Origin of the sequence: Acinetobacter sp. XH1741, from assembly GCF_041021895.1 — a bacterium.
Classification (GTDB): Bacteria; Pseudomonadota; Gammaproteobacteria; order Pseudomonadales; family Moraxellaceae; genus Acinetobacter.
This window is the reverse complement of sequence record NZ_CP157428.1, coordinates 3,633,708-3,659,966: the sequence shown is the minus strand read 5'-3', so window position 1 is coordinate 3,659,966 and position 26,259 is coordinate 3,633,708. Positions and strand designations below refer to the sequence as shown.

The 26,259-nt window shown below is 38.6% G+C and carries 26 protein-coding genes; 14 read left to right on the top strand and 12 right to left on the bottom strand.

Translation table 11 applies throughout. The features are described 5' to 3' along the window. Nucleotides 1–21 precede the first annotated feature (21 nt). Nucleotides 22–1,257 (top strand): threonine ammonia-lyase, encoded by a 1,236-nt coding sequence (locus tag ABLB96_RS17555; RefSeq protein ID WP_348898200.1) that lies wholly within the window; start codon nucleotides 22–24, stop codon nucleotides 1,255–1,257. 235 nt (nucleotides 1,258–1,492) lie between these two features. Next, nucleotides 1,493–2,689 (top strand): peptide antibiotic transporter SbmA, encoded by a 1,197-nt coding sequence (gene sbmA / locus ABLB96_RS17550; RefSeq protein ID WP_348898199.1) that lies wholly within the window; start codon nucleotides 1,493–1,495, stop codon nucleotides 2,687–2,689. 40 nt (nucleotides 2,690–2,729) lie between these two features. On the opposite strand, the gene ABLB96_RS17545 is transcribed toward sbmA, so the two are convergent. Beyond that, on the bottom strand, nucleotides 2,730–3,479 hold the full coding sequence (locus ABLB96_RS17545) for a DUF4850 domain-containing protein (RefSeq protein ID WP_348898198.1): 750 nt from the start codon (nucleotides 3,477–3,479) through the stop codon (nucleotides 2,730–2,732). A 125-nt stretch (nucleotides 3,480–3,604) separates the two neighbouring features. Here ABLB96_RS17545 and ABLB96_RS17540 point away from each other — a divergent pair, with 125 nt between their 5' ends. Both ABLB96_RS17540 and ABLB96_RS17535 read left to right on the top strand, forming a co-directional pair. Then, the gene (locus ABLB96_RS17540; protein WP_348898197.1) at nucleotides 3,605–4,672 is read left to right on the top strand and encodes a DUF1176 domain-containing protein; all 1,068 of its coding nucleotides are present in this window, start codon (nucleotides 3,605–3,607) and stop codon (nucleotides 4,670–4,672) included. 83 nt (nucleotides 4,673–4,755) lie between these two features. Further along, nucleotides 4,756–5,274, top strand: a complete 519-nt coding sequence (locus tag ABLB96_RS17535) for a hypothetical protein (protein ID WP_348898196.1) — start codon at nucleotides 4,756–4,758, stop codon at nucleotides 5,272–5,274. A gap of 77 nt (nucleotides 5,275–5,351) precedes the next feature. Here the strand turns inward: ABLB96_RS17535 and ABLB96_RS17530 are convergent, their stop codons facing one another. The 5 genes from ABLB96_RS17530 to gatC form a co-directional block, all read right to left on the bottom strand. Further along, nucleotides 5,352–5,930 (bottom strand): DJ-1/PfpI family protein, encoded by a 579-nt coding sequence (locus ABLB96_RS17530; RefSeq protein WP_348898195.1) that lies wholly within the window; start codon nucleotides 5,928–5,930, stop codon nucleotides 5,352–5,354. A 168-nt stretch (nucleotides 5,931–6,098) separates the two neighbouring features. Further along, nucleotides 6,099–6,563, bottom strand: coding sequence for a hypothetical protein (locus ABLB96_RS17525; RefSeq protein WP_348898194.1), 465 nt, complete (start codon nucleotides 6,561–6,563; stop codon nucleotides 6,099–6,101). A gap of 111 nt (nucleotides 6,564–6,674) precedes the next feature. Further along, entirely contained in the window at nucleotides 6,675–8,144 is a 1,470-nt protein-coding gene (gene gatB, locus ABLB96_RS17520) for an Asp-tRNA(Asn)/Glu-tRNA(Gln) amidotransferase subunit GatB (protein ID WP_348898193.1), read from the bottom strand. Next, nucleotides 8,144–9,622: an Asp-tRNA(Asn)/Glu-tRNA(Gln) amidotransferase subunit GatA gene (gene gatA / locus ABLB96_RS17515; protein ID WP_348898192.1), complete on the bottom strand. Its 1,479-nt coding sequence runs from the start codon at nucleotides 9,620–9,622 to the stop codon at nucleotides 8,144–8,146. The genes gatB and gatA overlap by 1 nt, the downstream gene beginning before the upstream one ends. 53 nt (nucleotides 9,623–9,675) lie before the next feature. After that, the gene (gene gatC / locus ABLB96_RS17510; protein WP_000107699.1) at nucleotides 9,676–9,990 is read right to left on the bottom strand and encodes an Asp-tRNA(Asn)/Glu-tRNA(Gln) amidotransferase subunit GatC; all 315 of its coding nucleotides are present in this window, start codon (nucleotides 9,988–9,990) and stop codon (nucleotides 9,676–9,678) included. A 133-nt stretch (nucleotides 9,991–10,123) separates the two neighbouring features. Here gatC and ABLB96_RS17505 point away from each other — a divergent pair, with 133 nt between their 5' ends. From ABLB96_RS17505 to ABLB96_RS17480, 6 genes are all read left to right on the top strand, one after another. Beyond that, entirely contained in the window at nucleotides 10,124–11,164 is a 1,041-nt protein-coding gene (locus tag ABLB96_RS17505) for a rod shape-determining protein (RefSeq protein ID WP_000601379.1), read from the top strand. A 16-nt stretch (nucleotides 11,165–11,180) separates the two neighbouring features. Further along, nucleotides 11,181–12,038, top strand: a complete 858-nt coding sequence (gene mreC, locus ABLB96_RS17500; protein WP_309454126.1) for a rod shape-determining protein MreC — start codon at nucleotides 11,181–11,183, stop codon at nucleotides 12,036–12,038. After that, entirely contained in the window at nucleotides 12,025–12,516 is a 492-nt protein-coding gene (gene mreD, locus ABLB96_RS17495) for a rod shape-determining protein MreD (protein ID WP_348898191.1), read from the top strand. Before mreC ends, mreD begins: the two co-directional genes overlap by 14 nt. Continuing rightward, complete coding sequence (locus ABLB96_RS17490) at nucleotides 12,504–13,064, top strand: Maf-like protein (RefSeq protein WP_348898190.1); 561 nt, start codon at nucleotides 12,504–12,506, stop codon at nucleotides 13,062–13,064. The genes mreD and ABLB96_RS17490 overlap by 13 nt, the downstream gene beginning before the upstream one ends. Before the next feature lie 117 nt (nucleotides 13,065–13,181). Further along, entirely contained in the window at nucleotides 13,182–14,636 is a 1,455-nt protein-coding gene (gene rng / locus ABLB96_RS17485; protein WP_348898189.1) for a ribonuclease G, read from the top strand. A 140-nt stretch (nucleotides 14,637–14,776) separates the two neighbouring features. After that, nucleotides 14,777–14,950, top strand: coding sequence for a PA1571 family protein (locus tag ABLB96_RS17480; RefSeq protein ID WP_309454122.1), 174 nt, complete (start codon nucleotides 14,777–14,779; stop codon nucleotides 14,948–14,950). A 29-nt stretch (nucleotides 14,951–14,979) separates the two neighbouring features. Here ABLB96_RS17480 and ABLB96_RS17475 read toward each other — a convergent pair whose 3' ends face one another. Then, the gene (locus tag ABLB96_RS17475; RefSeq protein ID WP_348898188.1) at nucleotides 14,980–16,365 is read right to left on the bottom strand and encodes a wax ester/triacylglycerol synthase family O-acyltransferase; all 1,386 of its coding nucleotides are present in this window, start codon (nucleotides 16,363–16,365) and stop codon (nucleotides 14,980–14,982) included. A gap of 171 nt (nucleotides 16,366–16,536) precedes the next feature. Then, nucleotides 16,537–17,271 (bottom strand): phosphoadenylyl-sulfate reductase, encoded by a 735-nt coding sequence (locus ABLB96_RS17470; RefSeq protein WP_348898187.1) that lies wholly within the window; start codon nucleotides 17,269–17,271, stop codon nucleotides 16,537–16,539. A gap of 184 nt (nucleotides 17,272–17,455) precedes the next feature. Between ABLB96_RS17470 and thrH the strand changes: the two genes are divergently transcribed. Beyond that, nucleotides 17,456–18,073: a bifunctional phosphoserine phosphatase/homoserine phosphotransferase ThrH gene (gene thrH, locus ABLB96_RS17465; RefSeq protein WP_348898186.1), complete on the top strand. Its 618-nt coding sequence runs from the start codon at nucleotides 17,456–17,458 to the stop codon at nucleotides 18,071–18,073. Nucleotides 18,074–18,130: 57 nt separating this feature from the next. Here the strand turns inward: thrH and ABLB96_RS17460 are convergent, their stop codons facing one another. Next, a complete protein-coding gene (locus ABLB96_RS17460; protein WP_348898185.1) occupies nucleotides 18,131–19,561 on the bottom strand; it encodes an outer membrane protein transport protein in 1,431 nt (476 codons plus the stop codon). A gap of 598 nt (nucleotides 19,562–20,159) precedes the next feature. Further along, nucleotides 20,160–20,858, bottom strand: coding sequence for an NAD(P)H-dependent oxidoreductase (locus ABLB96_RS17455; RefSeq protein ID WP_348897912.1), 699 nt, complete (start codon nucleotides 20,856–20,858; stop codon nucleotides 20,160–20,162). 163 nt (nucleotides 20,859–21,021) lie between these two features. Between ABLB96_RS17455 and ABLB96_RS17450 the strand changes: the two genes are divergently transcribed. After that, nucleotides 21,022–22,059, top strand: a complete 1,038-nt coding sequence (locus ABLB96_RS17450; RefSeq protein WP_348897908.1) for a helix-turn-helix domain-containing protein — start codon at nucleotides 21,022–21,024, stop codon at nucleotides 22,057–22,059. Between the two features lie 39 nt (nucleotides 22,060–22,098). Here ABLB96_RS17450 and ABLB96_RS17445 read toward each other — a convergent pair whose 3' ends face one another. After that, nucleotides 22,099–23,091 carry a fatty acid desaturase family protein gene (locus tag ABLB96_RS17445; RefSeq protein ID WP_348897907.1) on the bottom strand — a complete coding sequence of 331 codons (993 nt, stop codon included), beginning with the start codon at nucleotides 23,089–23,091 and terminating at the stop codon, nucleotides 22,099–22,101. A gap of 107 nt (nucleotides 23,092–23,198) precedes the next feature. After that, the gene (locus ABLB96_RS17440) at nucleotides 23,199–23,999 is read right to left on the bottom strand and encodes a PaaX family transcriptional regulator C-terminal domain-containing protein (protein WP_348897906.1); all 801 of its coding nucleotides are present in this window, start codon (nucleotides 23,997–23,999) and stop codon (nucleotides 23,199–23,201) included. Between the two features lie 350 nt (nucleotides 24,000–24,349). Between ABLB96_RS17440 and ABLB96_RS17435 the strand changes: the two genes are divergently transcribed. Next, on the top strand, nucleotides 24,350–25,168 hold the full coding sequence (locus ABLB96_RS17435; RefSeq protein WP_174736341.1) for an undecaprenyl-diphosphate phosphatase: 819 nt from the start codon (nucleotides 24,350–24,352) through the stop codon (nucleotides 25,166–25,168). Between the two features lie 157 nt (nucleotides 25,169–25,325). After that, on the top strand, nucleotides 25,326–26,219 hold the full coding sequence (locus tag ABLB96_RS17430) for an AraC family transcriptional regulator (RefSeq protein ID WP_348897905.1): 894 nt from the start codon (nucleotides 25,326–25,328) through the stop codon (nucleotides 26,217–26,219). Nucleotides 26,220–26,259: the final 40 nt, after the last annotated feature.

Below are 26,259 nucleotides of genomic sequence, written 5' to 3'. Positions count from 1 at the left end.
GTATTGAGGCCAGCAAATTAGATGATTCAGCAACAGCTAAAACATAAGTTTCCAACATTAGAAGATATACATGCCGCCGCAGAGCGTTTAAATGGTTTAGTAGTTAAGACACCTTTTGTTTTTTCAGAAACTATTTCTAAAACCTTAGGGGCAGAAATGTGGCTGAAATTTGAAAATCTACAATTTACGGCTTCTTTTAAAGAAAGGGGTGCACTGAATAAACTTTTGAGTTTGTCCGAACAAGAAAAGCAACATGGTGTGATTGCAGCCTCGGCTGGTAATCATGCACAGGGAGTTGCTTACCATGCTCAGCGTACAGGGGTGACTGCGACGATTGTAATGCCGAAGTCGACACCCAATGTAAAGGTTCAGCGAGTACGTGAATATGGCGCACGTGTGATTTTGCACGGACAAGACTTCTCAGAGGCTGCTGCTGAAATGCATCGTGTAGCACAAGAAGAGTCATTAACGATTATTCATCCTTTTGATGATGCTGAAATTATTGCAGGTCAAGGCACTATCGCGCTTGAAATGTTGGCTGCTGTACCTGAATTGGACATATTAGTAGTGCCTATTGGTGGTGGCGGTTTAATTTCTGGTATTGCTATTGCTGCAAAATCAATAAATCCTAAAATTAAGGTGATTGGGGTTCAATCGGTTGTTTACCCAAGCATGGCGAAGTTGCTCTGTAATTATCAAATTGCCGTTTCATTGGGTTCAACAGTAGCTGAAGGTATTGCGGTTAAAACTCCGGGTGAGCTGACTACTCAGGTTGCTAAAGAATATGTTGATGACATTGTGGTTGTCACGGAAGATATGATTGAAGAAGCGATCGCCCTATTACTCAATATTGAAAAAACAGTCTGTGAAGGGGCAGGTGCGACTGGTATTGCAGCAATTATGTCTCGTCCAGATTTATTTTTAGGTCATAAAGTCGGGGTTGTTTTATCTGGTGGAAATATTGATACACGCGTAATGGTGTCTGTATTGCAACGTCACTTAACGCGCACAGGCCGTATGGTTCGTATTCGTGTTGAATTACCTGATAATCCAGGTGCCTTAGCGCGTTTAACTGCGATTATTGCTGAGCAAGGCGGTAACATTTACGAACTTAGACACGAACGATTTGCAGCAACAAGCCGTGCGAAAGAAAGTGCGGTCAGTGTAGATGTTGAACTTAAAAGTGCACCAGATCTGGAACCATTAATTCAGGCGATGCAGCTTGAAGGTTATATCGTTCGTAAAGAAGAGATTTAAACATAGATATCGCTATGATATAAAAACCGTATATGGCTCTTAAGGGAGTCATATACGAAGCAATTTAAATGGATTAAATTGCAAAAAGGATGAATTTACAAAAAAACGATCAAATCCTTCAATGAAATGGGAAAAACTGACAATTCTCTAAAATTTGCCCTTCACAATTTTAAGGTTTAGGTTTTAGTATTCTCTTCATTGTGAATTTGAAGAAATATAGGGATAACAATACTCAATGTTCAAATCATTTTTTCCATCACCACGATATTTTTTTATATCGGCGGTTGTTTGGATCGTGCTAAATATGGTGCTCTGGTATACAGGTGGAAACACATGGGGAACTTTTATTGGATTTGCTAAGGGCTACCATCAGGCTCAATTACCTGTTGGAGTTAGCCGTTTTTGGTCTCCAACCTTTATATGGTTTTATGTTTGGTTTTTAGTCTCTACAGCACTGTTTGCTGGATTTTGGAAAATTTTTTCCAATAATCCATGGCAACGATGGTCTGTCTGGGGTTCTGCTTTTATTTTATTTAACATCTGGTTTGGTGTTCAGGTCAGTGTTGCGATTAATGCATGGTATGCACCTTTTTATAATCTTATCCAAACAATGTTAGATCATGGTGGCGGTGATATTAATAAACTTTATACGGGAACAATTACATTTCTTTTAATTGCCATGGTTGGTGTGACTTTAGCCGTTATTAATTCATTTTTCGCTAGCCATTATGTATTTCGTTGGCGTACGGCAATGAACGAGTACTATACTGAGCATTGGAGTAACCTGCGTCATGTAGAGGGTGCTTCACAGCGTGTTCAAGAAGACACAATGCGTTTCGCATCTGTTTTAGAGGATTTAGGGGTAAATTTCATAAAAGCAATTATGGTATTAATTGCATTTTTACCTATTCTGTTTGAGCTTTCTAAGCAAGTTAAAGTATTACCTATTGTAGGAGCAATTGATCATTCATTAGTATGGGCAGCAATTGTATGGGCTGTTTTTGGTACCGTTCTATTAATGGTAGTTGGTATTAAATTACCTGGCCTACAATTTAATAATCAAAAAGTGGAAGCTGCTTACCGTAAAGAACTGGTTTATGGTGAAGATCATGAGGAAAGAGCACAACCAAAAACATTAAAAGAACTTTTCTCGAATGTTAAGCTGAATTATTTTAGATTATATTTGCATTATTCTTATTTTAATCTGGTCAGTATCTGGTATCTACAATTAGATATTTTATATAGCTTAGTTGTTTTATTCCCTTCCATAGCTGCAGGTAAAATGACATTAGGCCTAATTACGCAAATAAGTAATGTGTTTGATAAGGTCCGTGAATCATTTCAGTACTTAATTACTTCATGGAAAACAATTATTGAACTACTTTCGATTTATAAGCGTTTAAAAGCTTTTGAATCGATATTACATAAATAAAAGAAAGCCCGCGAAAGCGGGTTTTTTTATAGATGTTGGACTAGTGCGTTGCATTATAAAAATTAAGGATAGGACCAACCAATGACTGCTGAGATTTATCTAAGGTGACTTGAATCTCCTTATAGTTGAAAGTGTCTTCATCATCATATTTGGCAATACCATGTGTTTTATTGTTCACTTGTGGAATTTGATAACTAAAAAAAGCGACTTTTTTAGAGGGATGAACAATATTGATGAGTTTTTTAGGATCTTTAAATCCACCAAACTCATTTTCAAGACTTTCTTTTAACAGTTCGGGAAAATAAAGCGTTGCATTGGGTAACCCGCACCCCACACAAAAGGAAGAATCATAAAGCTCTATCGCTTGTTTTTGATTTGGACTCGTAGCTAAAGCAAAACCAGTTCCATTTGCACCTGCATTTGCTTGTACATCTTGCCAATTTCTTGGAACAAGTACTAAACCTGTTTCAGGTAATGCAAGAAGTTTTAATTGTTTAGCAGGTTGAGCATCGAGTTTAAAATTAAAACTGCAGCTTTTAGGCGTGCATTTTTCAAAATCTTTAAGTAAACCATCTTCTATTGGGTTTTGTGCCGTCACACCATAAAACGGAACTGTAACGCCGTTTAAAAATTTTGCCTCTCCAAGAGCGTAAAACTGATTATCTGCTTTACGTGTTGTAGCAGAGCTATAAAATTTTGGGAAATGAGGAGTAAAGCTTTTTACTTCTGCATGAGCAGCTGAATTTAGGCTGACCACTGCTGCGTATATTAAAAAATTTAGTTTTTTCATTTTTAGAAAGCAATCAATTTAAATCTTATATAAATCTAGCATATTCTTTTAAACTAGACGGTAACTCAAAATTTTAAACTGTTTTTTATTTCATAATAAAAACAGACGAATAGAGACATGAAAAAATGAAAAATATACTTTCAATTTGCTGTTTGGCAGTAATAAGTTCTTATAGTTTTGCTCAAGATATAAAAGGCATTTCATTTTCTCACCAAGAGTGGGAAATCTATTGTAGCAATACGGGTACCTGTAAGGCTGCGGGTTATCAAAATGAAGAAAATGGCGATGATCCCGCTTCAATTTTATTCACACGTAAAGCAGGGCCAAAACAACCTGTACAGGGTGAATTTGCTTTGTCCGACTATGAACAAAGCATACCAGCAAACCAACTTAAGAATATCCATTTTTATATAAATGGCAGAGATGTAGGTGCTGTAAGTGTCGATGGTACTGAGCTGCCACTTATGGGCAAGTTGAATAGTTCACAAGTGAATGCTCTGTTGCAGCAGTCCAAACAAAAAACCGAAATTTTATTTAAAAACGCACAGCATGCATGGAAAATTTCCGATGCAGGAATGACTGCTGTTTTATTAAAAATGGATGATTTTCAAAAGCGCATTGGAACTGTTGGTGCTTTAGTTAAAAAGGGCAATGCCAGTGAAACTCAAGTGCTTATGCCTGAACCAAAACTAGTTGTAAAACGTATTAAAACTTCAACCAAACCTTATTTAACCTTACAACCTAAAAGTAAACAGTATCAAACAATATACCGTACTTTAATGGCTGCTCAATCGAGCCCTAAAGAAGATGGTTTTTGTGAAGGAGTTTATGGTGGGAATAGTGATGGAACTGAACCACAAGAAATCGCACTATATAAACTAACCAATAAGAAGGTTTTAGCGACTACGCTGTGCTGGCGAGGCGCTTACAACGAAGGGTATGGAGCTTGGGTGTTAGATGAGTCTTTAAATGGTAAGGCAGCGCTAGTAACTGAGTCCGCTTCAGATTTCGATAGCGGCCTCATTAGTAGTGCTCAAAAGGGAAGAGGCATTGGAGACTGCTGGGCAAGTGAAGAATGGGTATGGGACGGTCAGAACTTTGTATACACGAAAGATATGTGGACAGGCATGTGCAAAGGATTAGCAGCTGGTGGAGTGTGGGAACTCGATCGAATTGAATCAGTCGTAAAGTAAGCATTTTGCAGTTACAGAGTCATAATAGGTAACTTTGATGACTCTGTGATAAAAAGTACAGATTGTTTATTGGAGCTAGACCTATGTCACGTCATCTTTATGCTATTGCTCGCCGTAAGTTTTCGTATCTGAGCCGTTCAATATGTGTGGCGGCTGCTGTGTTGGGGACTACTCAAATTGCGATGGCTGGTCCAACGGTCAATCAGCTTAGTGATTGTTTAGTTAAAGCAACTACAGCCTCGGATAAAACCACGGTGCTTCAATGGACATTTACAGCTTTAGCGGCTCATCCAGATTTAAAAGCATTTAGTAATGTAACTCCTGAGCAAAAAGACCAGTTAGACCAAAAACTGGCTCAGGTTTTACAGCGTGTAATTGTGGAGCAATGTTCTGCTCAGACCAAAGCTGTGATTCAGGCAGAGGGAATAAAAGCTGTAGGGGAAAGCTTTCAGCAGTTAGGCCAAAGTGCTGGTGAAGATATTATTAAAGACCCCTCAGTTAAACAGCAGTTGCAAGGTACATTGCGCTATATCGATTTAAATAAATTGGTAACGACGTTTTTAACCCCAGAACTTTGGAATAAGTTGGGAATTACAAGATAAAAATCTAGCTTTCTACTTCAATAAGAAAACCTGCTATCTAAGAGCAGGTTTTATTTTAACTAGCTAACTAGATCTATTTAGATAGTAATCTTAGCGCCTAAGACTTTCACAAACTGAGCTAACCAAGCAGGATGTGCAGGCCAAGCAGGTGCAGTTACTAAATGCCCATCTGTAATAGCATCAGTTACAGCAAGGTCTACGTATTGCCCGCCCGCAAGTTTTACTTCGGCGGCACATGCTGGATAAGCCGAGCAGAGGCGGCCTTTCAATACGTTTGCCGCAGCGAGTAACTGAGCACCGTGACATACGGCTGCAATAGGTTTTTTCACTCTATCGAATTCACGTACAATTTCGACAACATGCTCATTCATACGTAAATACTCGGGCGCTCGACCACCTGGAATAACTAGACCTACATAGTCTTCGGTATTAACGGCTTTAAAATCATAGTTAATAGCAAAGTTGTGACCACGTTTTTCGCTATAAGTTTGTTCACCTTCAAAATCATGAATAGCGGTTGCAATATATTCACCGTTCTTTTTATTTGGACAAACTGCATGCACGGTATAACCTAAACCAGTTAAGAACTGAAAAGGAACCATAGTTTCATAATCTTCGGCATAGTCACCGACTAGCATTAAAATCTTTTTAGACATGTTTTATTCCTCTTTTTAAAATATAAGTGATTTCTATTTTTAATTTAAATTAGCATAACGACAGTGTGATTTTTAGGAAAAAGCTCATTCTTTAGTTGAAGAATGTTTCGTAAGTGATATAAAAAAGCCTCGATAAATCGAGGCTTTTAAATTTATGGGGTCTGCTTTTTATAACTCACAAGCTTTACCTTCATATTCACGACGGTTTACAACGTATTCTTGACCATTCCATCGGTAAATAGGAAAACAGAAGCCTGGCCCCCCATTTTCAATATCAGGCCAGCCATCTTTGCCTTTAGTTTTCAAAAAGGTGGGGATGCCAGAGTCGCTAAATAGTTTTTTCCATTGACCATCTTTTTGTTGTGAAACAATATAATAGCCAACACCCGTATTGCCATAACACATAGTGCTACTATCTTGAATAACGGCATCTTTATGACCATCACCATTTAAATCTTTATAAATGATAATTTCACCCCGATTGCAATTTCCTGCCCAGCCATTTTTTGTTTTTTTGAAATTTGCAGCTTTAAAAATAGATGCTACTTCACTCTTTGGGACTTGAACCGTTTGAGCAAAAATTGTTGAGTTTATTAACAATAACGAAATCGTAATCAGTAATTTATTTATCATGAGTAACCTGTTCAGCATAGTTTTAGCTTAAAAATTATTGTGGATTTATTGCATTTAAAAAATAGATAAAAAACCCGCTCTAAAGCGGGTTTTTCTAAAAATTGGATTAATTTAACCAATCAATTTTTTCATTAATTCATTTACTTGAGCAGGGTTAGCTTTCCCTTTAGAAGCTTTCATGACTTGACCTACAAGACCATTAAAGGCTTTTTCTTTACCTGACTTGTACTCTTCAACCATTTTTTCATTGGCTGCAAGCACTTCTTTAATGATCGCTTCAATTGCACCTGTGTCAGTCTCTTGCTTTAAGCCTTTTTCCGCAATCATGTCATCGGCAGATTTACCTTCCGACTCCCACATAAAGCCAAAGACTTGTTTAGCAATCTTGCCACTAATAGTGTTGTCAATAATACGAGCAATCATGCCGCCAAGCTGTTCAGCAGAAACAGGAGAGTCTGCTAAGTCTAGGCCTGCTTTGTTTAAAGCACCTGAGAATTCGCCCATTACCCAGTTTGCAGATACTTTACCTTGCTTCGCACCGCCAGCAGCAGCCACAACAGCCTCATAGAAGTCCGCCATTTCGCGTGAGAGCGTAAGTACGTGTGCATCGTACTCAGTTACACCAAAGTCTGCGATAAAGCGTGCACGGCGTGCAGCAGGAAGCTCTGGAAGTGCAGCGCGAGCAGCTTCGATTTGCTCATCTGCAATAATTACTGGCAACAAGTCTGGATCTGGGAAGTAGCGATAGTCATTCGCTTCTTCTTTCGAACGCATTGAACGCGTTTCCATTTTGTTTGGATCGAACAAACGAGTTTCTTGGTCGATACTTCCGCCGTATTCCAAAATTTCCATTTGGCGTTCAATTTCAACGTTGATCGCTTGCTCAATGAAACGGAATGAGTTGAGGTTTTTAAGCTCACAGCGTGTACCAAACGGTTGACCAGGGCGACGTAAAGACACGTTACAGTCGGCACGGAATGAACCTTCTGCCATGTTACCGTCAGAAATACCTAACCAACGTACCAACGTGTGAATTGCTTTGATATAAGCAACCGCTTCTTCAACCGAGCGCATGTCAGGTTCAGAAACAATTTCAAGCAAAGGAGTACCGGCACGGTTTAAGTCAATGCCAGACATGCCTTCAAATTGGTCGTGTACAGATTTACCCGCATCTTCTTCAAGGTGAGCACGAGTTACGCCAATACGTTTAGTCGTACCATCTTCAAGTTGAATGTCGATGTGACCCAAGCCCACAATCGGATTGTCCATTTGGCTAATTTGATAGCCTTTTGGTGAGTCAGGATAGAAGTAGTTTTTACGTGCAAACACAGATGCTTGGTCGATGTAAGCATCGATACCCAAACCAAAGCGAATTGCAAGATCAACTACTTTTTCATTTAAAACAGGCAATACACCCGGCATAGCCAAGTCGACGAGGCTCGCTTGAGTATTTGGGTCTTGACCAAACTCAGTCGATGAACCAGAGAAAATTTTAGAATTGGTCGCAAGCTGAGTGTGAATCTCGATACCAATAACGACTTCCCAACCGTCAATCAATTTCAACTTTTGAGCTTCAGCCATTATGCATTCTCCTCAGCAATTGCCGCACGCTTAGTGTGCCAGTCTGTGTTTTGTTGGTATTGATGAACAATCGACAACAATTGTGATTCTGACCAATAGTTACCAATTAACTGTAAACCTACTGGCAAGCTGTCTTTATCAAAACCAACAGGAGCATTAATAGCTGGTAAGCCTGCTAAGTTCACTGCAAGTGTATAGATATCACCTAAATACATTTCAGTTGGGCTTAAGTTCGCACCAATTTTATATGCAGTTGTTGGTGCAGAAGGCGCTGCAATCACATCTACATTTTCAAATGCTTTTAAGAAATCTTGTTGAATTAAACGACGTACTTTTTGTGCTTTCACATAGTAAGCATCGTAATAACCCGCAGAAAGCGCGTATGTACCAATCAAAATACGACGTTGAACTTCTGGACCGAAACCTTCTGAACGTGAACGCTTATAAAGATCCATCAAGTCTGCTGGGTTTTCGCAGCGGTAGCCGTAGCGAACACCGTCATAACGAGACAAGTTAGAAGATGCTTCTGCTGGTGCAATGAGGTAATACGTTGGTACATAGGCTTCAGTCATGTTGAGGTCAATCTCAACAAGCGTTGCACCCATCTCTTCAAGCTTTTTCAAAGACTCTTCAACACGTGCTTTTACGTCAGCATCTAAGCCTGCAACGTTAAAGTACTGTGTAGGAATACCAATGCGTAAACCTTTTACAGATGTGCCATTTAAGTTTGCAACGTAGTCATCAACTTCTTTTTTAACAGATGTTGAGTCTTTTGCATCGTGACCTGCCATTACATTCATCAGGTAAGCACAGTCTTCAGCAGAACGCGCCATTGGACCTGCTTGGTCAAGTGATGATGCATAGGCAATGATCCCGAAACGAGATACACGACCATAGGTTGGTTTTAAGCCTGTTAAACCACAGAAAGAAGCCGGTTGGCGAATTGAACCACCTGTATCAGTACCTGTAGCAAATGGCGCTAAATCAGCCGCTACAGCCGCAGCAGAACCACCTGATGAGCCACCAGGAACATGATCAAGTGCCCATGGGTTATTTGTTGCGCCAACATATGAGCTTTCAGAAGTTGAACCCATCGCAAACTCATCCATGTTCACTTTACCTAAAGTGACAAGGCCAGCTGCTTTAGTTTTTTCAACAACAGTTGCATCGTAAGGAGAGATGAAGTTGTCTAATATTTTTGAACCAGCAGTGGTTTTAATACCTTTGGTACAAAAAATATCTTTATGAGCAAGGGGAATACCCGTTAAAGCAGTTGCATTACCCGCTTTTAAAGCTGCATCAGCTGCATCAGCTTCAGTAAGTGCCTGTTCAGGAGTAACCGTCACGTAGCTTTTTACCAGTGGGTCAATTTTAGCAATACGTTTTAAATAGTGTTCAGTCAATTCGCGAGATGAAAACTTCGCTTGGCTTAAGCCCTCAGCAAGTTCGCGAATTGATAAGCGATGTAAATCAGTCATGAGTAAAATTTCTTTACATTCAAAATAGGGAAGATGGATTAATTGACTAAAAGTTATTCAATTACACGAGGAACAAGATACAAGCCATCTTGAGTTGCAGGTGCAACAGCTTGGTATTCATCTCGATGATTGCTTTCAGTTACCACATCAGCACGTAAAGGTTGAGGATTGTCAAAAGGACTTTTCAAAGGTTCTACGCCTTCCGTATCAATGCCTTTTAAGGTTTCCATCATGCCTAAAATTTTATTTAGACTTTGAGCATATTCAGCAGATTGCGTATCATTGAGCGACAATCGAGCAAGGTTGGCGATTGCTGAAACTGTTTGTGCATTTAAATCTGCTGAATGCTGTGCATCCGATGTAGACATAACATCACCTAATCAGTATTAAAAATTTTCAAAATATCGTGCGTTATAATAAGCGATTGACTTGTTCAAATCATCACATTTAGTTTAAAGTTGCCACCTTGCATCCACATGAAAGTTTAACTGAGAACGAACCGTGATTCTAAAACGACTAATTGGCTTGTTTTCGCCGGATCTAGCCATTGATTTAGGTACAGCAAATACACTTATTTATGCACCAGGCCGCGGCATTATATTAAATGAACCAACAGTTGTGGCAATTCGTCACAGCGGTTCACAAAAAATTGTTGCTGCTGTAGGACTAGATGCTAAGCAAATGCTGGGCCGTACACCTGCGAATATTTCTGCAATTCGTCCAATGAAAGACGGTGTAATTGCGGATTTTGAAGTGACTGAAACCATGTTAAATCAGTTTATTGGTAAAGTTCACGAAAAACGTTTGTTCCCACCTGCACCTCGTGTAGTTGTATGTGTACCATGTAAATCAACTTTGGTCGAGCGTCGTGCAATTCGCGAAGCAGTATTTAATGCTGGTGCTCGTGATGTGCGCTTAATTGAGGAGCCGATGGCTGCTGCAATTGGTGCAGGCATGCCAGTTGAACAAGCATGTGGTTCTATGGTTGTGGATGTTGGTGGTGGTACAACAGAAATTGCGATTATTTCATTGCAAGGTTGTGTCTATGCTGATTCTTTACGCATTGGTGGCGATGTATTTGATGAGCAAATTATCAATTATGTTCGTAAAGCTCACGGTTGCGTAATTGGTGAAACTACCGCTGAAATTATCAAAAAAGAAGTTGGTATGGCTGTTTCTGATGGGACAACATTAGAAATTGAAGTACGTGGACGTAACCTTGCAGAAGGTGTACCTCGTGCAATTACCGTGACTTCTGACGAAATTACTCAAGCGATCTCTGACCCGCTACAAAGCATTGTAAGCGCGGTGAAATCTGCTCTTGAACAAACTCCTCCTGAGCTTTCTTCTGATATTGCCGAGCGTGGTATTGTGTTGACAGGTGGCGGTGCGTTACTTCGTAACCTTGACAAATTATTAGCTCAAGAAACTGGCTTACCAGTTGTTGTTGCTGAAGATCCTCTTACTTGCGTTACACGTGGTGGCGGTAAAGTACTAGAGTTCTTTGACAACCCGAACCACGACATGCTTTTCGTCGGTTAAGTTTAAGGATTAGGCGGTGCAACCGAATATTTTTTCAAGACAGCCGCCATCTTTCCGCTCGTTCATTATTGCGGTCATTACATGCTTGGTTGTGCTGTTCTTTGATTGGCGCATGCCTTATGTAATTCAGCCAGCAAGGGATGTCTTGTACGCCGCGTATAATCCAATTTATGCGCTTGCAAGTTATCCGGTACTGTCGAGAGAATGGCTGAATCAACAAACTAAATCTGAAGCACAACTGCGCCGTGAAAACACTGCAATGCAGGCTGAGCTATTACAGGCTCAGGTTCGCTTGCAAAAGCTATCTGAACTTTCTGCTGAAAATACCCGATTACGCGGTTTACTTGATACACCATTAATTATTGATGGCCGTATGGAAATTGCCGAAGTGATTGGAACAGATGCTGACCCGTTGCGTCACATTATCATTATTAACCGCGGTTCAATGGATCACCTTAAGGTCGGTCAGACGGTTCTAGATGATAAAGGGATTATGGGACAAATCATCAATGTATATCCTCATAGTTCACGTGTGATGTTACTTTCTGATAAAGAGCATTCACTTTCTGTTCGTTTAGAGCGTACAGGTATGCGTGCGATTGTTTCGGGTACTGGTGATTTAGGGCGTTTGAAAATGGAATATGTTCCAACCAGTGCAAATATTCAGGTAGGCGATAAAGTCTTGAGTTCAGGCTTGGGTGAGCATTTTCCGGCAGGTTACGCAGTGGGTACGGTGGCTAAAATCCGTCGTCATAATTCGGGTGAGTTTGCTGAAATTGATATCACGCCAGCTGCTCAACTCGCAACGGGACATCATGTGATTGTACTTTTCTCTGACTCATTAGCGAAGGAGCAGCCGTATGCCGATCGCTAAATTGAAACGTGAGAAACGTAACGATCCATTATGGGGAATTATCCTCTCTGTGATCGTGGCCTCTGTGCTCATGGTTTACCCGTTGTCCTACGATATTTCTGGCTGGCGACCATTGTTCATGCTCATGGTCATGTTATTTTGGGTGGTTTGCCAACCCACATGGTGTGGGGTGTGGTTTGCATTTGGTATGGGGCTTTTTACAGACCTATTGCTTGATGCTCCGTTAGGCCTAAATGCGTTGAGCTTTGTGATTGTTACTTTTGTTACCCGGTTTTTAATACGCGAGCGCCGTATTTTGACGTTTGGTAATTTATGGACAATCGCCACTTTGGTGATTATTGCTCATTTGTCCTTTATGTGGGTAACCCAAACAATGGGAGGTACTCACTTCTCGATTGCGCGCCATTGGCAACCATTGATGACCAGCATTCTCACTTGGCCTGTAGTTTATTATTGTTTAGCAAAATGGCGCATTTAGTTTTAGCTTCAAGTTCTCCTCGTCGGAGAGAGTTGTTACAACAATTAGGCTTAAATTTTGAAATCTATAGCCCCGATATTGATGAATCTGTTCATGAAGGTGAATTGGTTCATCAATATGTTGAGCGTTTAGCTAGAGAAAAAGCACAAGCCGTATTAAATATCTTTCCAGATTCAATTGTTATTGCTGCTGATACAAGTCTTGGACTTGATGGTCAAATTATTGGTAAACCTGACTCAAAGCAGCATGCATTTGAAATCTGGAAACAATTATCCGGCCGTTGGCATGACGTATTTTCCGGAATATGTATTGCAACTGAGCGGCAAATCTTGAGTCAGGTGGTGCAGACACAAGTTGAGTTTGCATCATTGACTACACAAGATATGGAAGATTACTGGGCTACAGGAGAACCTGTAGGGAAGGCCGGTGCATATGCAATTCAAGGAATTGCTTCGCAATATATTCCCAAAATTCAAGGAAGTTATAGTAATGTGGTAGGGCTTCCTTTGTACGAATTTTCACAGTTATTCAAAAGAGTGAAGATATAAGGGGTTGTTGATAATTCTTGAGTGAATTGCATTGTCGATGAATAAATAGTGGGCAAAGCTACATTAACAGTCTCTCTGACTCTTTAATAAAAATTTTATAATGTTTTGAGTTTATGTATGTCAGAAGAACTACTTATTAATGTCACACCTATGGAGTGTCGGGTGGCATTAATCGAAAATGGAACTGTTAATGAGCTGTATGTCGAGCGTACAGTCAAACGTGGCCTTGTCGGCAATATTTACAAAGGTAAAGTTGTGCGTGTGCTTCCGGGTATGCAAGCGGCCTTTGTTGATATCGGCTTATCCAGAACAGCATTTTTGCATATCAACGATATGGTCTGGCCTCGTTCACAACCGACACCTAATGTCTTTGAGTTACTTCATCCTGGGCAAATCCTGACTGTTCAGGTCATGAAAGATATGCTTGGTACTAAAGGTGCTCGTCTGAGCACTGACCTTTCAATTCCTTCGCGCTATTTAGTACTTATGCCATATGGTAATCATATTGGTGTTTCACAGCGTATTGAGTCTGAAGAAGAACGTGAGCGGTTACGTAACATTATTGAAGGTATTCAAGCAGAACATAATTTACCTGGTAGTGTGATCGTTCGTACAGCTGCCGAAGGGGTGGATGACGCCGAGATTGCACAAGATATGTGTTATCTCAGTAAGTTATGGGAATATATTCAGCGTAAGCAAGTTGATGTTGCTGTTCCTTCTTTAATTTTTGAAGAGCTACCATTGCCACAACGAATTATTCGTGACTTGGCGAGTGAAGAAACGGCCAAGATTTATGTCGATTCGAGAGAAATTCATGGCAAGCTGCGCGAGTTTGTAGAGGAATTTGTTCCAAATATGCAAAGCCGCCTGATTCATTATCCAGGTGAGCGTCCGTTATTTGATCTTTATAATGTCGAAGAAGATATTCAAAAAGCGTTACAAACACGTGTTGCTTTAAAGTCTGGTGGTTATCTAATGATTGACCAGACTGAGGCAATGACCACGATTGATGTCAATACAGGCTCTTATGTCGGTGGCCGTAGTCTTGAAGACACTGTCTTTAAAACCAATATGGAAGCCACTCAAGTCATTGCTCGTCAGCTTAGGTTACGTAACTTAGGCGGTATTATCATTATCGATTTTATTGACATGCAAGAAGCCATTCATCGCGAAGAGGTAATGCGTCAATTCGAAAAAATGCTTGAACGTGATCATGCCAAAACCAAAATTACACAGGTGTCTGAACTTGGCTTGGTCGAAATGACACGTAAACGTACACGTGAATCGTTAGAACACTTGTTATGTGAATCATGTCCAACGTGTCAGGGGCGTGGTTTTGTCAAAACAGCAGAGACAGTGTGTTACGAAATATTTCGTGAAATATTGCGATATACCCGTGCATTTGAATCTACGAGTGGCTTTACTGTTGTTGCGCATCCATCTGTGATTGACCGATTATTAACAGCAGAAGCCCCAGCAGTGGCTGATTTAGAGCATTTTATTAACAGAGTTATTAAATTTCAGGTCGAAAATTTATACACGCAAGAGCAATACGATATCATTTTAAGTTAAAGTTGTAACAAGATATCGCTTAATCCTTGTTACAACTGAAATTTTACTTTCATTCATGAATTTTAAATACTACTTGCATACAGTAGCCATAGACGTTCTCCCCAATTAAACGTCTTAGCAAACAATAAGAGGTATAACCCATGAATGTAAGTGAAAACCTAATCAGCAACGGTCTTAAACATGTTTTAGATAGCACGCCTGTAAATAGCTGCTATATGTTGAATGATCAAGGTAAAGAAGTACCAGTAACAACTGCGATGATTCGTTCAGTGTGTCATCAGTTACTAAGACAGTGCCGCGCAATTAAAAAATAAGGGGCCAATTCAAAGCCCCTTAGTTTTTCCTATCCAATTGAATGCCGCTTTAGTTGTTTCTCTTCAATAATCTCTTCAAAACGTTGAATTTCATCTTCAAGATGAGTCAAAAGGTTTTGCATTTTAGGTAAAGCATTTCGACATGCTGTTAAACCTACTTCAAGCTTATCTAGATAACTCGTCATCGTGATATTAAGAGCCTGCCCATCCATAACAATAGAAGCCGGATAAAGCGCATCTAATTTTGCACCATTCCAATAAAGTGGTTCACGTGGGCCAGGAACATTGGAAATGACCAGATTAAACGCCTGACGTTTAGGAAGCACACCAGACATAATGTTGAGTCCTGCTGGTCCATAAACGACAGCACTATAGTTTAGAATCTCATTCGCAGTCATACGGCTAAAGCGTTGCTTTGAGTTTTGCATACTGCGGCGAATAATTTCGAGTCGTTCCAGAGGCTGGTCTTTATGGGTCCCTAAATTCGCCAGAATCATCGTAATGCGATTACTTACATCAGAGTCATCTGTGCGTAGCGAAGCGGGAACCATCGCAATAAGCGGCTTTTTAGGCAGGCTATTATGACTAATGAGATATTCCCGCAGTGCACCCGAACAAACAGCAAGCACCACGTCATTGATGGTCACGCTGAGTGCTTTGGAAATCTTTCTAAGACGGCTTAATTCAAAAGATTGCGCTGCAAAGCGACGTGAAGCACTTACACGCTGATTTAAAATTGAAACAGGAGCCTGAAAGGTCGATACATAGTCAGGATTTTTGCCCATTTCTTTAAAAATGGTTTGCGATAACTCATGCATGACTTTAGGAGTGACTTCAAGTTGAGCCTTAATGCCTCCTAAAATACTTTTAATTTTACTGGTGCTTGGCTTTGGTACTTTTAAACGTTTTGTTCTTTTACTTTCTACACACCAAAGTGGCACAACATGTTTTTCTTCGGGTGTTTTTGAAAGAGACTTTTCTATTAAACGCATACCCGCAACGCCATCGACCATCGCGTGGTGAATCTTAAAGTACATCGCGAAACGATTACCTTCGATCCCTTCAATAATATCGCAAGTCCAAAGCGGTTTTGCTCGATCAATTAAGGAGCTATGTTGCTGGGAAATATACACCAGTAATTCACGAATCCGGCCCGGATGAGGTAAAGCAATATGACGGAAATGGTGATCAATATCGAATTCTTCATCTTCATCCCAAAATAAACCATTTAAACGGTTATTGAAGGGAGGGACAGGAATACTTTTTGATTGGCGAATTTCTTCTACTAAATCACGAACAAAAGTTTCAGGGGCATTTTCAGGAATTTCAAATAAAAACAATCCGCCAACATGCATCGGTTGTTGTCTTTTTTCTAATGATAGAAAAATAAAATCAATGGGGTGTAATGGACGCATAACTCGTTGTGCCTCATGCTTTTTTCTAAGAAGCCCTTAACTGAGCTCTTATTAGAATTATAGAACCGTAAAATTTAGTATATAGGGTTTGTTACAGATTAAATATGACTTTGTGTACGGGACATAACTGTAAAAAAACCACTGATTCATCAGTGGTTTTTTTATACCAGACTATTTTTTTAGGTTGCCTGCATGTAAGCCGCATTCTTTTTGAGTCGCTTCTTCCCACCACCAACGGCCTTCGCGTTCATGTTGGTTTGGGAGGATAGGTCGTGTACATGGCTCACAGCCAATAGAAACAAAACCACGCTCGTGTAGAGGGTTATATGGAATTTCCATCATGCGGATATAACTCCACACTTCAGCACTTGTCCAATTTGCGAGCGGATTATATTTAATAAGTTGCTTATCTGGGCCAGAGAAGCCTGTATCCGCTTGTACTACAGGAATTTCAGTACGCGTACCAGGACTTTGATCTTTACGTTGGCCTGTAATCCAGCCATCTAAAGTTGCAAGCTTTTTACGTAAAGGCTGAACTTTTCGAATACTACAGCATTCTTGGTGTCCATCTTTAAAAAAGCTAAATAAGCCTTTTTCATTGACCATGCTTTGCACAGCATCAGATTCAGGAAAGCAAATTTCGATATTGATATTGTAGTGTTTGCGGACAGTTTCAATAAATTGATAAGTCTCAGGGTGCAGGCGCCCAGTATCAAGACTAAAAACACGGAAGGGTTTACCTAAACGTGAAGCCATATCAATTAAGACTACATCTTCTGCTCCAGAGAACGAAATTGCGATTTCACCTTGTTGGCTTAATGCAAGTTCTAAAATCTCACGTGGGCTTTTAGCTGCATATTCAGCCGCGAGAGCATCAACGATATCAATAGTCGGAATAACGGTCATGTGTGTTCCTGGCAAAAGGCTTGGGCGCATTGAGTTATGAAAAATATTCTAAAGGATAGTGAATAAATTGCTTAGCACTTTAATTTCGATCCTTATGAATAAAATTGATTTGATCAATAACAACGCAAATCTGAAAATCTTAATGGTATGATACAGCAATTTTTAACCAACGTTGGAAGCATTCATGGAAATCGTATGCCTAGATCTTGAAGGGGTTTTAGTTCCTGAAATCTGGATCAATTTCGCAAAAAAAACAGGGATTAAAGAACTAGAAGCAACAACTCGTGATATTCCAGATTATGATGTCTTAATGACTCAGCGTCTGAATATTTTAAAACAACACGGTTTAGGCTTAAATGACATTCAAGAAGTTATTGCCGAGATGGGACCGCTACCTGGTGCTAAAGAGTTTGTTGAGTGGGTGAGCAATCATTTCCAACTGGTGATTTTGTCTGATACTTTCTATGAGTTTGCTCATCCTTTAATGAAACAATTAGGCTGGCCAACAATTTTCTGCCATAAATTAGAAACAGATGAAGACGGCATGATTACCGCTTATAAACTACGCCAACCGGACCAAAAGCGTGAGTCAGTTAAAGCACTTCACGGTTTAAATTTCCGTGTAATCGCTGCTGGTGACTCGTATAACGATACTACGATGCTTGGTGAAGCTGACCATGGTTTCTTATTTGATGCCCCTGCAAACGTGATTGCCGAGTTCCCACAGTTCCCAGCAATCAATGGTTATGATGCACTAAAAGAAGCAATCCGTTCAGTTTCACAGCGCAATATTCCCGCTTAAAAATGGACAATAAAAAAGGCGCTTAAAGCGCCTTTTTTATATGAGGTGATTTTAAACTTAGAATTTATAACCAAGTTTTAAACCGTAAGCGATCGCGTTGTTGTCAGAGAATTCTGCAACATATTGATCGCTACCTGCTTGTGCACCAGTTTGTGCTTTAGCATCACCCAACCAGAAGTATTTTACACCACCAGCAATGAAAGTTTGTGGAGTCGGGCTATATTGAACACCTACACCTACGTTCCAGTAACCCTCTGTTGGACCTAATGTCGTTATAGGGTTACCAGCGCCAGAGTCCCAACCTACAGAGACATTACCAGCCCATTTGTCATTGAGCTTACGACCAACACCAGCATTCACTGACCATTGATCGTCAGCATATTCAACCAAGTTAAAACCATTTGGACGACCAACAAGAGGCCCTACAGCTTCTGAAACTTTACCAAATTTATATGGTTGAATTGAGAAGTCTTTCCAGTTTACCCAACGTACGTTAGCAAAAGCGACAGTATTGGCCATGATTCCTGTTTGGAAATCAAGGTTAACAGACTGCGGTGTCGTAATTGTAGTTTTACCAGATGAGTTAATCGCTTGAAGTTTAGAAGCTGGAACCTCTAAACCACCAAGTACTGAAGTAAGACCAGGGAAGCCTAATAAAGATAGGTTTTCATTAATATCTACTTTATGGTCAATTTCAGAACGATAAGTTACAGAGGCTTTAAGCGCAATTTCAGGAATTTGATAAGCAGCACCTACTAACCAACCAGCACCTGTAGTTTCTTTAATATTTGCATCATAACCGTTATAAAGGCTATAAGCTTGTCCGCGTAAGCTTACATTACCTTTAACTGTTTGTAATACAGGACCTGCGTAGAAATTGAAATTTTGAGTTGGCTGGTAACCAAATACAAAAGATAAGTTTTGAGTATCAACTTTAACTTTAGTTCCACCATTACCTAAATAATTATTTGCTGCAGCAAGAGCACCAGCTAAAGTTTGAAATTGTTTACTTGCTAGAACTTGTCCTTTTGCTAAAGCTAAAGTTTGGTCATTAACAGGTAAGCCTTGGGCTTCTAAAGCGGCTGTTGCTTTTTTAGTAACGATACCATCAATAGCAGTAGGTGATAGAACAGAATCAGTACCTGGATGAGATACGAATACATTGTTACCTGAATATTCTGCATCTGCTCCAAATGGTTGGTCATAAAGTAGACCAAACGAAAATTTATCGTTAAGTTGTAATTTTAATGCTGCACTTGGGAAATAATAGTCATTACCCATGTCATCAATATGACGACGTGTTTCGCTTGTACCTGCTTCTTTACCCTCTACAGTTGGATCTAAAACAGAGATACCTGCTTCAAAATAATTACCCGGTTGTAAGAAAGCAGACATTGACTGCCCAGAGCGATCTAAAGCTGCTGCGAAAACCCCAGTTGCAGGCAGCGTTGCTAAAATCATTGCAGTGCTCAGATGTTTTAATTTCATTTTTAATCTTTCCTTGAACTTCAAGACATTTTTTTAAAAGTAACAGAGTTAAACCGTTTAAACTGTGTTGCTTTCAAAGCTTTTAATTACAAGTTTCAAAGCTTTGATAACTCCATGTAACAAAAATAGCATAATTATACTAAGAGTAAATCTGTTATATGAACTGAAGAGTACTCATTTTTTATACAAATAATGTCAATAATACAAGAAATATAGAAGAATAATTTTATTATTGAAATCTTTTAATTATTTGATATTTATATTTTTTATATATTAATAGATAAGTTTATACTACTGACATTTTTGTCATAAATCCAAGAAAAATGGTCAAAGATTTTTTTGTAAAAATATGAATTGATTGGTCATCAATTGAGTATTGGTTATCATTTTACTTGAAAAATCCAGTTTCTCTACATGTGTATATTATTGATTCATTTTTATATTCTTAATTCTAAGATAAAAAATGGGTTTATTTTTTTTACCATTTGATCAATTTTTAAGGGGTTTAATTGCTAGATTTGAGATACGTTAAATAAAAGAATAACCGAAAATAAAAAGTTAAGTGCGGTTATTCTACTTTTATAGCTAAAACAGAGCATTAAATTGGATATAGTCTTTCATCAAATTCTTCAAGTTTTGGAAACTTTAAAGGTTCAAGCTGGTCGAGGTGAGTAAGGTATGTTACATAGTCCTCGAGCATAGTTGCTCGTGCTTCTTGGCTAACATAGGGTACGTGGTAGGCAATAAATGGCGGTAAAACTTCAAAGCCAGTATAAGCTAAAGTACCACGCTGAATAGGGGAGAGATAATGTTCAATTGGGCCATGAATAGAATTTTCTCCAAACATCTGTGTTCTACCACCAAGGGTTAAACACAGCATAGCTTTTTTACCAATCATTCCACCGTGGTTATAGAAACGTTTGCCGCCATAAAAGAGTCCTGAAACAAATACTCGATCAATCCATCCTTTTAAAATTGCAGGTACTGAAGTCCAATAAAGGGGGAAGTTCAAAATAACCAGATCGGCTTGTTTTACTTTTTCAATTTCTACTTGAATATCTGGTGCTAAAAGCTGTTGCTTAGCCGCATTTCGCTGTTCTAAGGCATAGTTAAAATAGTCGGGTTGATTGAGTTCTAAAAAGTCATCTTTGGAGGCTACAGGATTAAATTGCATTGCGTATAAATCAGAAACTTGTACTTGATGACCTAATTTTTTTAAGGTTTGCTCCGCTGTATTTTTTAGCGCAGTGGTAAAAGACAGTGGTTCTGGATGAGCATGAACAATCAAGATATTCATAGGCATGGGTACTCATTAAAATAAAATTGGGAGCAATATGTTTTTATGCAATCAAGCGAGTTTGTTCTGAATGACTATGCCTGACTTTAAAAGCATGGCATAGTTCATGAACTGACAGTTTTTACCATTTAACGCCACAATTACGATGTCTGGTAGGATACTCATGAATCCAGAATTACCCGGAACTTATATAAATTTATTAGTCGAGATGGTTAAGTGTTGGGGAATCTCTTGTGAAGAGCTTTTAGATGGAAGTGGTATCGCCTTAGAACAATTAGAAAAACCCTATTGGTATGTTGAGTTTCATACTTTAAATAAGTTACTTGAACGTGCAATTAAGCTCACTCATGAGCCAGCATTGGCAGGTTATTTGTCTCTCGAAATGAAAGCATCTTGTTATGGTTCGGTGGGTATGGCGGCCATGGTCTGTGCAAATTTAGAAGAAGCCCTAAAAATACTTGAACAATTTATTGGATCACGTTGTGATGCGTTTAAACCAGAGTTAAAACAAGTACAGGATTATATTTACTGGTCTATACATCAGCCTTTGAAAGCATTTCAATTGAGTCCAGATGCGATTATTTTTTTATTATTAGGTTTTGTTCAGATCATAAAACATCTAACAGGATTATCTTCCTTAGGTATAGTTAAACTAAGCACGCCAGAACCAATAGGTTTTTCAAAACTTAAAGATGAATTGGGTGCAGATTGTCTATTTAATCAAAAAGATAACGTCTGGATTTTTCCAAAAGAATATTTATCGCAACCTATATTAACGGCTGATCCTATGCTTGCACCTTTACTAAGGGCACAGTGTAAAAAAGATATAGATAAATTGAGATTACGCAGTGGATGGAAAGTAGAAATTAGTCAAATAATTCAAAAATTATTGATGGATAGTCATGGCGAATTGTTAAAAGTTAAGCAAATTGCCCAAATGATGAATATGTCAGAGCGTAGCTTACAAAGATATTTGGCAACCGAAAATACCAGCTTTTCAGCTTTAGTTGATTTAACTCGAAAGCAACACGCACATGCGCTTTTAGAAAATAAATCATTATCGATTGAAGCTGTGGCTTTAAGTTTAGGATATGCCGATACATCCCATTTCACTCGTGCTTTTAAACGCTGGATGGGAGTGACACCGAAGTATTATCAAACTCAATTAAAAATAAAAAATTTAGAGTTAAACGAAAAATAAAGAAGACCACACATTTGAAAGCGGTCTTCTAAATATGCATTAAGTTGATGATTCTTGTTTTGATGAAAGTGAGTGAATCACTTCAAAATAGCTAGGTGGAACAGGAACATGGCCTCGTTCTCTTAATATTTTATGCATACGCGGTAATTTAAAATATGGCACAGAGGCCATTAAATGATGTTCCATATGGTAGTTAACGTGGATAGGTGCAACAAAACTTCTCGCAATCCATCCAGCTCGTGTTGTACGAGTATTGGTTAAAGCCGTATTGCTGGTTTGCATACCTGCATGTTCTGCCATAGAGCGAATTCTTAAAAATAGTGGAAAGGGGGTTAAATAAGCTAAAGGCCACAGCCAATAAAAACGTTGTTGACCAAATGCTTTTAAAACGCCATAAAGCGCTAAATTGGTTGCAATAGCACCGGTACTATTTTTTGCAATACTCTTTGCATAGTCTGCTAAATTTTTATGGCTTCGGTCTAACCAAATTTGGTCATTGGCAACGGTCCATTTCATAACATCGAGGTCCATCAAAACTCGACCTAAGCTAAATTTTAAACCTGTCATACCACTTAAATCGCGCAAGAATTTACGAGTAACTGATTTTTTACTGACAGGAAAGCCTGCAACTAATGAAAGATCTGGGTCATCTGGAGTAGACGTTTTTGCATGATGGCGAACGTGATGTATACGATATTTTTTTAGATCATTCCAGATTGGGCGGGCGCATAGCCATTCACCTACGAAATCATTTATTTTTTTATTTTTGAATAGGCTTTTATGAGATGCGTCGTGCATTAAAATTGCGAGACATAACTGACGCCCAGCCAATATGGCTAATGCAAGCATACATACTAATAATTTGCCCCAATTTGGTAGGTAGTCCCACATCATAATTAAGCTGGCAAATGTTCCACCAATAACAGCCCACGTACTGGCAACAGCCCAAGCACCATACGCATCTGAAGGCTCTGTAAGCTCTTGTATTTCTTCTCTGCTAAATAGATCGGTAACACTCACCTGCATATTCATTTTTTATTCTCCCAAATTAGAGTTTGGTCTCTATATTTTATATTACAACTATAATCATAAAAATTTATAAAGTGAAATATTTGTTTGTAAAAAAATAAATCAGGTTGTTATAAATTTAATTCTTGCTTATATACTTTTTTCCAAAGTTTTTGGCCGATCGCATCTAGCTGTTGTACATCTTGGGCAAATTGATTACGAGCAGATTCATTCACAAATGGCGTTGGTAATAGGGGATCATTCATCAGCAAAGCAATTGTTTCTCTACCTAAAAGAAGGGCTTTAACTGCTGCATCGTTTAAGGGCGAATGAGTGTGATTTTCAAGCCAATACTGGATGTCTTGACTATACATTTCATAATTTTTTTCAAGTTGTTTGGTATCCCATAAAGAAGGTATTTTCTTTAGAGTTTTCGGATCGAAATGCTGAATAATACAAACTTTTGCTTCTTTCTCTAGCCCGGCTAAAACAAGCTCTTCACATGTTTTTTCAAAGCTATATGCTAAATTGTCTGGGCGAATATAAATACCAGTTTCCAGTTCTTTAAAACCAAATTGACGCAGCACACGTTCACGCTTTTTAAGAGCAGTTCGGTCTATACGCCCAAGTGTACCTGTAAACACAGCGAGATAGTGTTGCTGCCATTCTTTGGTTTGTTTAATACCGTTTTTACGATTGAGAATAATTTTTGCCCAATCTTTCGTAGAAGGCGAAAGTTGGTAGATTCCACGTTCTACGCTTTCGATCATGCCTTCATTTAATAAACGTGTTGTTGCAACTCGAATACCGTTTTCACTTAAGTTAAACAGTTTAGCTGCCACTAGAATTTGTTTAATACTCAGCTGAGGATAAGCTGAGGAAAGAAAGAGATCGATAATAAGATGACGTGCGTTGATTTTAGTATTTTTCATTCTGTGTAAATTTTAAATATAAATGACATATGCTTGAAATAATATCATGTTTATTTGATCTTTTATGGTGGTTTGTTTCTCGACGTGTTTTAACGGCTGACGTTTTATTTATAACTAAAAAATTATTCATTTTTGTTTAGATTTTATCTTTTTACGATAGTTAACCTAAGTTTGTCATAATGATGTGATACATTATTGCACTTTAAATAATCGGCCTTTCATTCAAAGGCAATAACCACAAATGCTAGAAAAGATCTAATATTGAACATGAACTAGGCCAAAATGTTGGTTTATACATGATATAAAACAAATTTTTAGACCTTTCTAGTGATTAACTTTTTGAGCAAGTGATGGAAAATTTTGAAGTTATAAAGGCACTATTTCTAGGGTTTGTTGAAGGTTTAACTGAATTTTTACCTATTTCTAGTACTGGCCATTTGATTTTATTTGGCCATATTATCGATTTCCACTCAGATGGTGGTCGTGTATTCGAAGTGGTGATCCAGTTAGGTGCTATTTTGGCAGTGTGCTGGTTATATCGACAAAAAATTATTAACTTGATTAAAGGCTTCTTTAGTGGTGATGTGGAGTCACGTCATTTCGCTTTTAGTGTATTAATTGCTTTTTTCCCAGCTGTTATTATTGGTGTTTTAGCTGTCGATTTTATTAAAAGTGTCTTGTTTAGCCCAATTGTAGTTGCAATTGCCTTAATTGTTGGGGCTCTGATTATTTTCTGGGTTGAATCTAAACAGTTTGAGCATAAGACGCTAGATGCAACAAAAATCACGTTTAAGCAGGCGCTTCTAGTCGGTCTTGCTCAGTGTGTTGCGATGATTCCGGGAACTTCGCGTTCAGGCGCAACAATTGTAGGCGGTATGTTTGCAGGTTTGTCTCGTAAAGCTGCGACGGAGTTTTCTTTCTTCCTTGCGATGCCAACTATGTTAGGTGCAGCGACATTTGACTTAATTAAAAATGCTGATGTGTTAACCGCAGACAATATGATTAATATTGGTGTGGGTTTCGTTGCAGCATTTATTGCAGCATTATTTGTAGTAAAAGCGCTTGTACTCTTTGTAGAACGTCATACTTTACGTGTATTTGCTTGGTACCGTATTGTGCTCGGTGTGATTATTCTGATTGCATCAATGTTCTTTAATTTATCTGCTTAATAGTCGATTAAGTGTGAAAAACCTAGATTCTTCTAGGTTTTTTTATGCCTAAAAATAGCTTTAACTTGCTTATTTATACAAAGTGCTACTAAGAAATACTTTTTCCTTTTAGTGTGATTGGTATAGTAAATCTTGAATAGCCGTAAAAAATAAAGTAATGCAACAGAATGACTTGATGAAAAGTTTGGTAGAGGCTTTTTTATATTTGGCTCCTCAAGAAGGGGTATATCCTACTTATATTTCAAATATTACCCTCATGAGAGTTGATCATTCCACACAACCTGTCGCAGTGCTGCAAGAGCCTTCGGTTGTTTTAGTTATTCAAGGTGTTAAACGGGGTTATATCGGAAAAGATACTTTTCAGTTTCAACAAGGCCAGTGTTTGCTGCTCTCGATCGCTATTCCTTTTGATTGCGATACGTTAGTTGAAAATGAACCAATGCTGGCAATTGCGATTAAGTTTGAAACACAAATGATGGCTGATTTAGCCACTAAAATGGATAAAGAGCAGCAGTCATCCATAGTTGGGTTTGAAAAAAGAGATATAAAACTCAGTTGTGGCTTAAATATTATTGAGATGAACTCTGCAATATCTGATGTTGCTTTACGCTTGTTGAATTTATTTCGTTCTAAACAAGATACTGCGATATTAGGAGAGCAGATAAAACGAGAACTTATTTATCGGGTTTTGCAGGCGGGTAGTCGTGATTTAATTGAAAATCTTTCGGTCATGATGAGTCGAAATAGTGTGATTTATAAAATTTGTGAAATTATTCAAAGAGATTATTATCACAATTTAACGGTTAAGGAACTTGCTAAACAAGCAGGAATGAGTGTCTCACTTTTTCATCAAGCGTTTAAGAAAGTCACCAACTATTCTCCATTACAGTACATTAAGATTACTCGATTACATAAGGCACGTGATTTAATCATGAAGAATCAAATGGGTGTTGCGGAAGCTGCCTATCAGGTAGGGTATGTAAGTGCTTCACAGTTTAGTCGAGAGTTCAAACGGCTGTTTGGAGTTTCACCTAAATCTTCAATGAATTAAAGTAAATCTATACTTTTTAAAATAAACCAAACATGGAGCA

Excerpts from the sequence above, each read along its gene's own strand:
- ABLB96_RS17555 (WP_348898200.1), top strand. The coding sequence starts at position 22 with ATGATTCAGCAACAGCTAAAACATAAGTTTCCAACATTAGAAGATATA.
- sbmA (WP_348898199.1), top strand. The coding sequence starts at position 1,493 with ATGTTCAAATCATTTTTTCCATCACCACGATATTTTTTTATATCGGCG.
- ABLB96_RS17545 (WP_348898198.1), bottom strand. The coding sequence starts at position 3,479 with ATGAAAAAACTAAATTTTTTAATATACGCAGCAGTGGTCAGCCTAAAT.
- ABLB96_RS17540 (WP_348898197.1), top strand. The coding sequence starts at position 3,605 with ATGAAAAATATACTTTCAATTTGCTGTTTGGCAGTAATAAGTTCTTAT.
- ABLB96_RS17535 (WP_348898196.1), top strand. The coding sequence starts at position 4,756 with ATGTCACGTCATCTTTATGCTATTGCTCGCCGTAAGTTTTCGTATCTG.
- ABLB96_RS17530 (WP_348898195.1), bottom strand. The coding sequence starts at position 5,930 with ATGTCTAAAAAGATTTTAATGCTAGTCGGTGACTATGCCGAAGATTAT.
- ABLB96_RS17525 (WP_348898194.1), bottom strand. The coding sequence starts at position 6,563 with ATGATAAATAAATTACTGATTACGATTTCGTTATTGTTAATAAACTCA.
- gatB (WP_348898193.1), bottom strand. The coding sequence starts at position 8,144 with ATGGCTGAAGCTCAAAAGTTGAAATTGATTGACGGTTGGGAAGTCGTT.
- gatA (WP_348898192.1), bottom strand. The coding sequence starts at position 9,622 with ATGACTGATTTACATCGCTTATCAATTCGCGAACTTGCTGAGGGCTTA.
- gatC (WP_000107699.1), bottom strand. The coding sequence starts at position 9,990 with ATGTCTACATCGGATGCACAGCATTCAGCAGATTTAAATGCACAAACA.
- mreD (WP_348898191.1), top strand. The coding sequence starts at position 12,025 with ATGCCGATCGCTAAATTGAAACGTGAGAAACGTAACGATCCATTATGG.
- ABLB96_RS17490 (WP_348898190.1), top strand. The coding sequence starts at position 12,504 with ATGGCGCATTTAGTTTTAGCTTCAAGTTCTCCTCGTCGGAGAGAGTTG.
- rng (WP_348898189.1), top strand. The coding sequence starts at position 13,182 with ATGTCAGAAGAACTACTTATTAATGTCACACCTATGGAGTGTCGGGTG.
- ABLB96_RS17480 (WP_309454122.1), top strand. The coding sequence starts at position 14,777 with ATGAATGTAAGTGAAAACCTAATCAGCAACGGTCTTAAACATGTTTTA.
- ABLB96_RS17475 (WP_348898188.1), bottom strand. The coding sequence starts at position 16,365 with ATGCGTCCATTACACCCCATTGATTTTATTTTTCTATCATTAGAAAAA.
- ABLB96_RS17470 (WP_348898187.1), bottom strand. The coding sequence starts at position 17,271 with ATGACCGTTATTCCGACTATTGATATCGTTGATGCTCTCGCGGCTGAA.
- thrH (WP_348898186.1), top strand. The coding sequence starts at position 17,456 with ATGGAAATCGTATGCCTAGATCTTGAAGGGGTTTTAGTTCCTGAAATC.
- ABLB96_RS17460 (WP_348898185.1), bottom strand. The coding sequence starts at position 19,561 with ATGAAATTAAAACATCTGAGCACTGCAATGATTTTAGCAACGCTGCCT.
- ABLB96_RS17455 (WP_348897912.1), bottom strand. The coding sequence starts at position 20,858 with ATGAATATCTTGATTGTTCATGCTCATCCAGAACCACTGTCTTTTACC.
- ABLB96_RS17450 (WP_348897908.1), top strand. The coding sequence starts at position 21,022 with ATGAATCCAGAATTACCCGGAACTTATATAAATTTATTAGTCGAGATG.
- ABLB96_RS17445 (WP_348897907.1), bottom strand. The coding sequence starts at position 23,091 with ATGAATATGCAGGTGAGTGTTACCGATCTATTTAGCAGAGAAGAAATA.
- ABLB96_RS17440 (WP_348897906.1), bottom strand. The coding sequence starts at position 23,999 with ATGAAAAATACTAAAATCAACGCACGTCATCTTATTATCGATCTCTTT.
- ABLB96_RS17435 (WP_174736341.1), top strand. The coding sequence starts at position 24,350 with ATGGAAAATTTTGAAGTTATAAAGGCACTATTTCTAGGGTTTGTTGAA.
- ABLB96_RS17430 (WP_348897905.1), top strand. The coding sequence starts at position 25,326 with ATGCAACAGAATGACTTGATGAAAAGTTTGGTAGAGGCTTTTTTATAT.